We start from the raw sequence: 10883 nt of genomic DNA on the forward strand, positions 1-10883 counted from the left end.
TCGTCCCGGGCCCTGCGTGTTCTCTGACCGACCGGTCAGCCGAACCAGATGCCGATCTCGCGCTCAGCGGACTCCACGGAGTCGGAGCCGTGCACCAGGTTCTTCTGGACCTTCTCTCCCCAGTCTCGCCCCAGGTCACCACGGATGGTCCCCGGAGCGGCGGTGGTGGGGTCGGTGGTGCCGGCCAGGGAGCGGAACCCTTCGATAACCCGGTCACCCTCCAGGATGGCCGCCACGACGGGCCCGGAGAGCATGAAGTCCACCAGCGGCTGGTAGAACGGCTTGCCCTCGTGCTCGGCATAGTGGGCGGCCAGCTGCTCGGTGGTCGCCTCCAGCTGCGCCAGGGCGGCGATGCGGTAGCCCTTGGCCTCCACCCGGCGTAGGATCTCCCCGGTCAGACCCCGGGCGACGCCGTCGGGCTTGACCAGGATCAGCGTACGTTCAGTCATTCAGCTCTCCTCGTGATGCGTGTGATCGTTCTCGGGCGGGCTCGGCTCCTGCTCGGTGGCCAACCGCTCCTCCGCCCTCCATCTTTCCATCTTCTCCACGTCCAGCTGGCGTCCCTTGACCACCGCGTACCACCAGCAGGCCAGGAAGAGGACACCGACGAAGTACATGTAGGGCTCGACCAGCCCGCCGGCCAGGATGATGAACTGCAGGATCCAGCCGAGCCACCAGCCCACCGGACGCTTCAGCAGCGCGCAGGTGAGGATCAGCAGCACGGAGACCCCCAGCGACCCGCCGAAGAGCCACCAGGCGTACCACTCGTTCTGGTGGAGCCCCCACGCCATGAGCCCGAAGAAGAACATCAGCAGAGCCTCAAGGCTGAGCACGGCGGAGCCGAACATGACCCGCACCGAGCGCGGCGGCCGGGTCATCCCGGGGCGCCACTCCCGCTGGGCCCGGGTCTGGCGGCGCGGCCGCCCGCCGCGGTCGGCGTCGTCCTGAGCGGTCATCTCAGAGCTCACCTCCGCCCAGCAGCGTGCGGGCCTCACCCACCACGGTGATCGACCCGGTGATCAGGACTCCGCCCGCAACCCCCTCGGCGGAGGAGTCCAGGCGACCGACTGCCCAGTCGATGGCCTCGTCCAGACGTTCGGTAAGGTGAATGTCCTCCTCGCGGAAGCCGACGTCGAGAGCCAGCTCCGCCAGCTGTCCGGCCGGTATCGCCCGGGGAGACGTGGACTGGGTGAAGCAGATGTCCTCCGCCAGACCGTCGTACTCCCGGTGCAGGGTCGCGAGGATCTCGCGGGCGTCCTTCTCCTGGAGGATGCCGACCACCAGCACCAGCTGTCCCAGGCCGAAGGATTCCTTGAGCGCCTGGGCGCTGGCCTCGACCCCGGCCGGATTGTGGGCGGCGTCGATGATCATGGAGGGTCCGGTCCGCAGCACCTCCAGCCGGCCCGGGGAGCTCATGTGCTCACAGGCCAGCTGCAGAGTCTCCAGGGACAGCTCCTGCTCTCCTCCCCCGATGAACGCCTCCAGCGCCGCCACGGCGACCGCCAGGTTCTCGGCCTGGTGCGCCCCGTGCAGAGGAAGTAGCAGGTCGGGGTACCGGCCCGCCAGACCCCGGAGGGTCACCTGCTGGCCGCCCACCCCGGGTGCGCGGCTCTCCACGCCGAACTCCACCCCTTCGAACTGGAATGGCGCTTCCGCCTCCCGGGCGGCCTCGAGGAGGACGTCGGCCGCCTCGGGCACCTGCGCCGCGGAGACCAGGAAGCCTCCCGGCTTGATGATGCCGGCCTTCTCCAGGGCGATGTCCCGCTCGGAGTCCCCCAGCAGGTCGGTGTGGTCCAGGGAGATCGGGGTGATGACGCTGACCGCACCGTCGGCCACATTAGTGGCGTCGGTGATGCCGCCCAGCCCGACTTCGAGGACCATCACGTCCACCGGCTCATCGGCGAAGATCGCGAAGGCCAGGATCGTGACGCACTCGAAGTAGGTCAGCGGCACCTCGCCGCGCTCGGCGAGCTGCTGGTCCACCAGGCCCAGATGCGGGCGGATCTCATCCCAGATCCGGACGAAGGTCTCGTCCGGCACCGGGGAGCCGTCCAGGCAGATGCGTTCGGTGACCTTCGCCAGGTGCGGAGAGGTGTACCGGCCCACGCGCAGATCATGGGCCAGCAGCCCGGCCTCGATCATCCGGGCGGTGGAGGTCTTGCCGTTGGTGCCGCTGAGGTGGATCACCGGGGCCGCGCGCTGAGGCTCGCCGAGGAAGTCCATGGCCATACGCATCGGTTCCATGCGCGGCTCCATCTTGTTCTCCGGAGCTCGGGAGAGCAGCTCAGCGTAGACGCTGGCCACGGAGAACTGGTCCAGCGGCTGTCCCTCCACAGGGTTCAGCGACTCAGAATCTGACATGTCAGGTCTCCTTGCAGAAGGTCGAGTAGCGGGCGATCGTGCTGCAGCCGGCCGGCGTCGGGGTCCTCGTCACACCCGGACCACGCTGATCAGCGGCTCGGAGGCGCCGTCGTCGCTGAACAGCCGCAGATCGTCGGTCAGCGTCTCCTCGCAGAGGAGATCCCGGTGGCTCTCCAGCGCGGAGATCGTCGCCGGGGTCGCCGTGACCGTGGTGCGGATGCGGTCGGAGACCTGCAGGTCGGCGTCCTTGCGTGCCTGCTGCACGGAGCGGACCAGGTCACGCGCCGTGCCCTCCGCGCGCAGGGCGGCCGTGAGACGGGTGTCCAGGACCAGGAAGCCGCCGCCGGCACCCTCGACGACGCCGTCCAGCACAGTGACGGCCTGATCGGCCAAGGCGTCGGAGACGGTGGTGGTCAGCGTGTATTCCCCCTCCTGCAGCCGGAGCCCGCCGGCGACGACGACACCCTCGGAGACCGACCAGTCTCCGGACTTCGCCCCCTTGATGGCCTTCTGCACGTCCTTGCCCAGCCGCGGGCCGGCTGCCCGCGCGTTGATCACCAGCTGCTGGCCGATCCCCCAGTCGTCGGCGGAGACCTCCGAGGCGTCGAGCAGCCTGACCTCTTTGATGTTGAGCTCCTCGGCGACGATCTGCTGGTAGGTGCCGGCCAGCGCCTCGGCGTCGGGCACCACGACGGTCAGCGTCGCCAGGGGCTGCCGGACTCGCAGCTTCGCGGACTTCCGCAGCGAGGAGCCTGCGGAGGTGATGCCCCGGGTCAGGTCCATCAGCTCCACGGCGCGCTCGTCGCGCAGGTAGTCCTCCGGGTCCGGCCAGTCGGCCAGGTGCACGGAGCGCTCACCGGTGAGGCCCCGCCAGATCTCTTCGCTGATCAGCGGCAGCAGCGGAGCCGCGACTCGTGCGAAGGTCTCCAGCGCGGTGTACAGCACGTCATAGGCGGCGGTGTCCTCCTCGTAGAACCGGTGACGGGACCGGCGGATATACCAGTTGGTCAGCGTCTCAGAGAAGGCCCGGAGCGCCTCGCAGGCTCCGGAGACGTCATAGGCGTCGAGGGCCACGGTGGCGTCACGGACCAGATCTCCGGTCGCGGCCAGGATGTACCGGTCCAGGGGGTTCAGCCCCTCGACGTCGGCCTCGGCCGCGGTCACCTGCCGCGCCTGGTAGCCCTGCCCCCCGTTCGCGGTGTTGGCGTAGAGGGTGAAGAAGTGCCATGCGTTCCACATGGGCAGCAGCACCTGCCGCACACCTTCGCGGATGCCCTCCTCGGTGACCACCAGGTTGCCGCCGCGCAGGATCGGTGAGCTCATGAGGAACCAGCGCATCGCGTCGGAGCCGTCACGGTCGAAGACCTCGTTGACGTCCGGGTAGTTCTGCAGGGACTTGGACATCTTCTGTCCGTCCGAGCCGAGCACGATCCCGTGGCTGATGACGTTGGTGAAGGCGGGACGGTCGAACAGGGCGGTCGCCAGGATGTGCATGGTGTAGAACCAGCCGCGCGTCTGCCCGATGTACTCCACGATGAAGTCCGCCGGATGGTGGTCCTCGAACCAGTCGGAGTTCTCGAAGGGGTAGTGCACCTGGGCGAACTGCATGGAGCCGGAGTCGAACCAGACGTCGAGGACGTCGGGCACGCGGACCATCCGCGCCCTGCCGGTGGGGTCGTCCGGGTTGGGACGGGTCAGCTGGTCGATCCAGGGGCGATGCAGGTCCGGCTCCCCCTCGGCGTTGCGCGGCACGTCGCCGAAGGCCTCCTGCAGCTCCTCGAGCGAGCCGTAGACCTCGGTGCGCGGGTAGGCGGGGTCGTCAGAGACCCACACAGGGATCGGGCTTCCCCAGTACCGGTTGCGTGAGATGGACCAGTCCCGGGCGTTCTCGAGCCACTTGCCGAACTGGCCGTGCTTGACGTTGCCGGGGATCCAGTTGATCTTCTCGTTGTGCTCCAGCATGCGGTCCTTGATCTGGGTGACCGCCACGTACCAGGAGGTGACGGCCTTGTAGATCAGGGGCGTCCGGCAGCGCCAGCAGTGCGGGTAGGAGTGCGCATAGGACTGCTCCCGGACCAGCCGCCCGGCGGCCTTGAGGACGTTGATGATGGTGCGGTTGGCCTCGAATACCTGGACTCCGGCGATGTCGGCCAGCGGCGCCTCGCCGGCCGCCGTCGGTTCGGCGAACAGGGGCAGGAACCTTGCGCCCTCGTCTACCGAGAGGATCACCGGGATGCCGGCCTCCTCGGAGGACCTCTGGTCCTCCTCACCGTAGGCCGAGGCCTGGTGGACCAGTCCGGTGCCCTCCGAGGTGGTGACGTAGTCCTCCACCAGCACGCGGAACGCGTGCTGGGTGCCCCAGGTGTCGGCGTCGGTGTAGTAGTCCCACAGCGGCTGGTACTCCAGGCCGGCCAGGTCCGAGCCGAGGTACCGGGAGACGACGGCGGCGGAGGCGTGCTCAGCGGCGGTGCCGTCCTCGGTGTCGGCGAAACCGAGGTCCTTCGCATAGGAGGCGAGCAGCTCGGCGCCCAGCAGGTGGCGCCCCGGCTGCGGCCCGTCCGCAGGAGCTTCGACGACGACGTACTCCACCTCCGGGCCTACGGCCACGGAGAAGTTGGTGGGCAGCGTCCAGGGCGTGGTGGTCCAGGCCAGCAGGTTGACCCCGCGCAGGGCGTCCCCATGATCACCGCCCCCTGTGATGGGGAAGGTCACGGTGATCGAGGGGTCCTGGCGGTCCCTGTAGACCTCGTCGTCCATGCGCAGCTCATGGTTGGACAGCGGGGTCTCGTCCTTCCAGCAGTACGGGAGCACCCGGAAGCCCTGATAGGTCAGGCCCTTCTCGTGGAGCTGCTTGAACGCCCAGATGACCGACTCCATGTACTCGACGTTGAGCGTCTTGTAGTCGTTGTCGAAGTCCACCCAGCGGGCCTGCCGGGTGACATAGTCCTGCCACTCGGCCGTGTACTTCAGCACGGAAGCGCGGCAGGCGTCGTTGAACCGGTCCATGCCCATGGACTCGATCTCGGCCTTGTCGGTCATCCCGAGCTGCTTCATAGCCTCGAGCTCGGCGGGGAGCCCATGGGTGTCCCAGCCGAAGCGGCGCTCCACCCGGTGTCCGCGCTGCGTCTGGTAGCGGGCGACCAGATCCTTCACGTACCCGGTGAGCAGGTGCCCGTAGTGCGGCAGGCCGTTGGCGAAGGGCGGGCCGTCGTAGAAGACGAACTCCCCGCCGCGTCCTCCCTCAGCATCGGCAGGCCGGTTCTCCACGGAGGCCTGGAAGGTGTCGTCCTCGGCCCAGCCGGCGAGGATCCGCTCCTCGATGTCCGGGAAGCGCGGGGAGGCGGGCACGGAGCCGGCGGCCCCGGCCGCCGGGGTGGCGCGGGGGTACACGGGTGAGGAGTTCTTCTCGATCATGGAGGTCCGTCCTGGGTGCTCAAGAACTGGTGGGCGTCTCGTTCTTCCGCAAGGACGCCTCGGCCGGGCCGGACGCGGTACCACCTCGCTTGTCCGCCGTCGGCCGCGGCGCCTCGGCGCCGGGACCGCTCAGCGGGCCTCTCCATGACAGCTGTGACGGGCTTGCCCGTCCGGATCTACTGAGGCCCGCGCTGCGGACCTGTTCTGCCGGAAGCTCACCGGTGATGGCCGGGTCGTCGCTGATGCCCATATTCTACGGGATCCCCCGGCATGACGCCGAACCGTGGAGCGCGCCTGCACTCGGGCGGCGGTCATCCCTTCCGGGCCGGAGAGGCCGAGGCTACCGTGGTGGCTTGTCACGGGACGACATCGACGTCACCGGGCCGGATCGACGGGTGCGAGGAGGCGGGACGTGCAGATCATCTGGATCTCGGAGACCGCGGCCACCGAGGCCGTGCTGCTGGTCTGCGCCTTCGTGCTCTCTGCGGTGATCGGCATCGAACGGGAGGTCCGACTGAAGTCGGCCGGAGCCCGAACCCATATCCTGGTGGGCCTGGGTTCGGCGCTGTTCACCCTGGTGTCCGCCTATGGCTTCGCTCCCCTGCTGGGCGACGAGGTGATCCTGGATCCGTCCCGCATCGCGGCCCAGATCGTCACCGGCATCGGATTCCTGGGCGCCGGAGTGATCTTCGTGCGGCAGAACATCGTCTCGGGGCTCACCACGGCGGCCTCCATCTGGGTCACCGCCGCGGTCGGCATGGCGTGCGGAGCGGGCATGCCGGTCATCGCCGCGCTGACCGTCGTGCTGTACCTGCTGGCCGTCACAGTGATCACGGTCGTGGCGCGCAGGCTCCCTCACCACAGCCGCAGCCGCGTCTTCCAGGTGCGCTACCTCGACGGCCGCGGCGTCCTGCGGGACGTGCTGGGCCGCGCCTCAGATCTCGGATACGCCTCGGCTCTGTCGCGCACCCGGCATGTCGAGGGCGACGACGGCGCCATCGTGGAGGCCACGCTGCGCTTCACCCGGCATCAGGGCGTCAGCGAGGACGAGCTGTTCCGCTCGCTCTCCGAGATCTCCGGAGTGCGTGAGGTGCGCTCGGTGCAGGAGGAGCACGACTGAGAGGCTCGACCGCATCACGCTCGGCGTCCTGCAGACCGGCCCCTTCCTGGGCTGACGCCCCCTGCTCAGCCAGAGTCCTGCTCAGCCAGAGTCCTGCTCAGCCAGAGCTCTGCGCCGTCGGGCGGACCGCCAGCCACAGCTCCATGTGGTCCTCCTCGCCGCCGTCGTCGTGCACCGTGGCGAGCATCTCGGGGACGTCCAGCGGCTCGTACGGGTTGGCGGGGAACCACTCCCCGTAGGCCTGAGGCCACAGCTGCTGGATCTCTTCGATCTCCACGCCCTGGGAGCTGAGCACCAGCCACTGATGCGCCTCGACCTCAAGCGACTCAAGCGGCCCGTGGTCCGGCTGCCGGCCGTCGTCCGGGGGAGGTGACTGGGTCGCGGCGGCCAGCCAGTAGTCGAACGTGCTGCCGTCCTCGCGCTCCTCCTCGAAGGCGGTGCACACGGCAAGCACACCGGGCGGCCTGCCGGTGGACAGCGCGGCGATGTCCTCCAGCGTCTTCTGGCCCAACTCGTCCAGGAACGCTGTCATCGCGGGGTTCGGTCCCTGGTGGACGATCGGCAGGCGACGCCGCCGGCCCAGCAGGGTGAAGGCGTCCAGGGTCTCGATCCGATAGGTCATCTGCTGTGTTCCTTCCACGGAGAGGGTGAACCGCAGCGGGGGCTGCGATCGCAGGCGAGGGGCCGCTCTGCGGGCATCCACGGGGCCGACGCCGTGGACCGCGCGGAAGGCACGGCTGAAGGCGTCGGCCGAGCGGTACCCGAAGCGCACGGCGATGTCCTGCAGCGGCTCCTGCCCGCTCAGCACCGCCGGTGCGGCCAGGGTCATACGCCGGCGCCGCACGTACTCGGACACCGGCATCCCGGCCAGCACGGAGAACATCCTGCGGAAGTGATGCTCCGAGGTCAGGGTGGCTCGTGCCAGCCGGGCGACGTCGACCGTCCCCGAGGTGCGGTGGTGCGCACCGTCGGCGATCTGCTCCTCGATGAGGGCGATCGCCCGGTTCCAGCTGTCCATCCGTTCCTCCTTCGGATCGCCTCGATCCGACTGCTGCGGTTGATCTGACCTCATCAGCCTAGGAAGACGACGACGCCGCGGAACCGATGATGCATGCCCGATCCTGTCGGGTCGGCATCGTCGGATCCGCGGCGTCTCACGAGGAGGACATGCGCGCGGGGCTCAGCCCTGCTCAGGCTCGGCCAGCTCCACCTCGGTGACGGTGAGCTCGTGCACGGTCTCCCCCTGGCCCACGAGTTCCAGGGCACGCGAGCGAGTCGCGGCGCGGATGTCGCCCAGAGCGGCCTCCACGTGGCTCAGCGCCTCGTTCGGACCCGTGACGCGGGCCGAGAGCACCTCGGTGCGCTGCTTGACCTTGGCCTCGGACTTCGCGCGGCGCAGTCCGGCCAGAACCTCAGCCACCGAAGGCAGGATCGCCGGGTTGCCGTGGACGGACTCCAGCGCCTCGGCGCTGGGCCAGGCGGCACGGTGCACCGAGCCCTCGCGCCACCAGCGCCAGACCTCGTCGGTTGCGAAGGGCAGCACCGGGGCGAAGAGCCGCAGCACCGCATCCAGCGTGGTGGCCAGAGCGGCGCGGACCGAGGCCTGGGCCTCATCGCCGCGGGCACCGTAGGCCCGGTCCTTGACCAGTTCCACGTAGTCGTCGGTGAACCGCCAGAAGAAGGACTCCACCCGCTGCAGCGCACGGGCGTAGTCATAGGCCTCGAAGGCGTGGGTCGCCTGTTCCACCACCTCGCGCAGCTCGGCGATGAGCGCCCGGTCCAGCGGCTCGGCCAGCACGTCGGCGTCCTCGCCTCGGGTGACGATGTGCTCCTCGGTGACCCCGAGGTTCAGTGCGAACTTCGAGGCGTTGAGCAGCTTGATCGCCAGACGACGGCCGATCTTCATCTGGGCGACCTCATAGGCAGTGTCGGCGCCCAGCTTGGCCGAAGCCGCCCAATAGCGGACCGCGTCGGAGCCGAACTGCTCCAGCACGTCGTCGGGGACGACCACGTTGCCCTTGGACTTGGACATCTTCTTCCGGTCCGGGTCCAGGATCCAGCCGGAGATGGCGGCATCCGTCCACGGGGCGGAGTCGTTGAGGGTATGGGCCCGCACCACGGAGGAGAACAGCCAGGTGCGGATGATGTCGTGCCCCTGGGGCCGCAGGTCGAACGGGAACACCTTGGCGAAGAACTCGTCGTCGTGGCTCCACCGGCCGGCGATGTGCGGCGTCAGCGAGGAGGTCGCCCAGGTGTCGAGGACGTCGGCCTCTCCGACGAAGCCTCCGGCCTGGCCGCGCTGGGACTCCTCGTATCCAGGAGCGACGTCCGTGGTGGGGTCCACCGGAAGCTGCGCCTCGTCGGGCAGGATCGGACGGTCGTAGTCGGGTTCTCCCTCGGCGTCCAGCGGGTACCAGACGGGGATCGGCACGCCGAAGAACCGCTGACGGGAGATCAGCCAGTCGCCGTTGAGCCCTTCCACCCAGTTCTCGTAGCGGGAACGCATGAACGCGGGGTGCCAGTCGATCTCGGCGCCGCGGCGCAGCAGCGCCTCGCGCCGGTCGGCATCGCGGCCGCCGTTGCGGATGTACCACTGCCGGGAGGTCACGACCTCCAGCGGCTTGTCGCCCTTCTCGTAGAAGTGCACCGCGTGCGTGATCTTCTCCGGCTCGCCGTCGAGCAGACCGGCCTCGCGAAGCAGCTCCACGACGGCCTCCTTGGCAGAGTGGACGGTCTTGCCGGCCAGCTGCTCGTAGTGCGCGCGACCCTGCTCCGAGGAGATCCACTCCGGCGTCTCGCGGGAGAGCCGGCCGTCTCGGCCGACGACGGTGCGGGTCGGCAGCTGGAGCTCGCGCCACCAGGTCACGTCGGTCATGTCTCCGAAGGTGCAGATCATCGCGACGCCGGAACCCTTCTCCGGGTCGGCCAGCTGGTGGGCCTTGACCTCGACGGCGACATCGAACAGCGGCGAGGTCACGGTGGTGCCGAAAAGGTGCTGGTACCGCGCGTCCTCCGGGTGCGCGACGAGTGCGACGCAGGAGGGCAGCAGCTCGGGACGGGTGGTCTCGATGAAGACCTTCTCCCCCTGACCGGTGAAGAACGGGTACCGGTGGTAGGCCCCGGGCCGCTCCTTGGCCTCCAGCTCCGCCTGCGCCACGGCGGTCCGGAAGGTGACGTCCCACAGCGTCGGGGCCAGTGCCGTGTAGGCGTGGCCGTTCTGGACGTCCCGGATGAACGCGCGCTGGGAGATCGCCCGGGTGCTGTCGTCGATGGTGCGGTAGGTCTGGGTCCAGTCCACGGAGAGCCCCAGGCGGGAGAACAGGTCCTCGAAGACCTTCTCGTCCTCGACGGTGAGCTTCTCGCAGAGCTCGATGAAGTTGGGCCGGGAGATGACGTCCCAGTCCCGCTGATTCTTCGCAGGGCTCGACGGCGGCGTGTAGTCCGGGATGTAGGGCTTGGAGGGGTCGCACCGGACCCCGTAGTAGTTCTGCACCCGGCGCTCGGTGGGCAGGCCGTTGTCGTCCCAGCCCAGCGGGTAGAAGACGTTCTTGCCGCGCATGCGCTGGAAGCGGGCCAGCACGTCGGTCTGAGTGTAGGAGAACATGTGCCCCACGTGCAAGGAGCCGGAGGCGGTGGGCGGCGGCGTGTCGATCGAGTAGACCGCGGAGCGCTCAGTGTCCTCCTCGAACCGGTACACCTGTTCCTGGGTCCAGGCGGCGCCGAGCTTCTCCTCCAAGCCTTCCAGCGCGGGACGGTCCGGGACCTGCGGGGTCTTCACCGACGCCGTCGCGGTCGCTGCGGTCTCGGGACGTGCGGTCTCGATGACGGGCGAGTCTGTGCCCAAGTTCTGTTCAGCCATGCCTGCCATTGTTCCATGTCCGCCGGCCGCATTAGGGCGTGTTGCTAAAGGGTGGAGCGTCGGTCGTCGGCGAGTCTGTCCTTGTGGCACGCAGAGAGATATCTGACGAGACTTGGGCAGTGATCGGCC

At 68.9% G+C, this 10883-nt stretch carries 7 protein-coding genes; 1 reads left to right on the forward strand and 6 read right to left on the reverse strand.

Going from position 1 to position 10883, the window contains the following annotated elements; translation table 11 throughout:
* Window positions 1–35: 35 nt before the first annotated feature.
* From ndk to ileS, 4 genes are all read right to left on the reverse strand, one after another.
* Window positions 36–449, reverse strand: coding sequence for a nucleoside-diphosphate kinase (gene ndk, locus ABD658_RS13390; protein ID WP_085437097.1), 414 nt, complete (start codon window positions 447–449; stop codon window positions 36–38).
* A complete protein-coding gene (locus ABD658_RS13395) occupies window positions 450–956 on the reverse strand; it encodes a DUF4233 domain-containing protein (protein ID WP_344680880.1) in 507 nt (168 codons plus the stop codon). It lies immediately after the preceding gene.
* 1 nt (window position 957) lies between these two features.
* On the reverse strand, window positions 958–2361 hold the full coding sequence (locus tag ABD658_RS13400; RefSeq protein WP_344680878.1) for a bifunctional folylpolyglutamate synthase/dihydrofolate synthase: 1404 nt from the start codon (window positions 2359–2361) through the stop codon (window positions 958–960).
* A gap of 69 nt (window positions 2362–2430) precedes the next feature.
* A complete protein-coding gene (gene ileS, locus ABD658_RS13405) occupies window positions 2431–5775 on the reverse strand; it encodes an isoleucine--tRNA ligase (RefSeq protein ID WP_344680876.1) in 3345 nt (1114 codons plus the stop codon).
* Between the two features lie 412 nt (window positions 5776–6187).
* Between ileS and ABD658_RS13410 the strand changes: the two genes are divergently transcribed.
* Window positions 6188–6895, forward strand: coding sequence for an MgtC/SapB family protein (locus ABD658_RS13410; protein WP_085437095.1), 708 nt, complete (start codon window positions 6188–6190; stop codon window positions 6893–6895).
* Window positions 6896–6992: 97 nt separating this feature from the next.
* Here the strand turns inward: ABD658_RS13410 and ABD658_RS13415 are convergent, their stop codons facing one another.
* The gene (locus ABD658_RS13415; protein ID WP_344680871.1) at window positions 6993–7913 is read right to left on the reverse strand and encodes an AraC family transcriptional regulator; all 921 of its coding nucleotides are present in this window, start codon (window positions 7911–7913) and stop codon (window positions 6993–6995) included.
* A 162-nt stretch (window positions 7914–8075) separates the two neighbouring features.
* The gene (gene valS, locus ABD658_RS13420; protein ID WP_344680869.1) at window positions 8076–10754 is read right to left on the reverse strand and encodes a valine--tRNA ligase; all 2679 of its coding nucleotides are present in this window, start codon (window positions 10752–10754) and stop codon (window positions 8076–8078) included.
* Between the last annotated feature and the right edge of the window lie 129 nt (window positions 10755–10883).

This window comes from Nesterenkonia aethiopica (assembly GCF_039534665.1).
Taxonomy (GTDB): Bacteria; Actinomycetota; Actinomycetes; order Actinomycetales; family Micrococcaceae; genus Nesterenkonia; species Nesterenkonia aethiopica.

Excerpts from the sequence above, each read along its gene's own strand:
- ileS (WP_344680876.1), bottom strand. The coding sequence starts at position 5,775 with ATGATCGAGAAGAACTCCTCACCCGTGTACCCCCGCGCCACCCCGGCG.
- ABD658_RS13415 (WP_344680871.1), bottom strand. The coding sequence starts at position 7,913 with ATGGACAGCTGGAACCGGGCGATCGCCCTCATCGAGGAGCAGATCGCC.
- ABD658_RS13395 (WP_344680880.1), bottom strand. The coding sequence starts at position 956 with ATGACCGCTCAGGACGACGCCGACCGCGGCGGGCGGCCGCGCCGCCAG.
- valS (WP_344680869.1), bottom strand. The coding sequence starts at position 10,754 with ATGGCTGAACAGAACTTGGGCACAGACTCGCCCGTCATCGAGACCGCA.
- ndk (WP_085437097.1), bottom strand. The coding sequence starts at position 449 with ATGACTGAACGTACGCTGATCCTGGTCAAGCCCGACGGCGTCGCCCGG.
- ABD658_RS13400 (WP_344680878.1), bottom strand. The coding sequence starts at position 2,361 with ATGTCAGATTCTGAGTCGCTGAACCCTGTGGAGGGACAGCCGCTGGAC.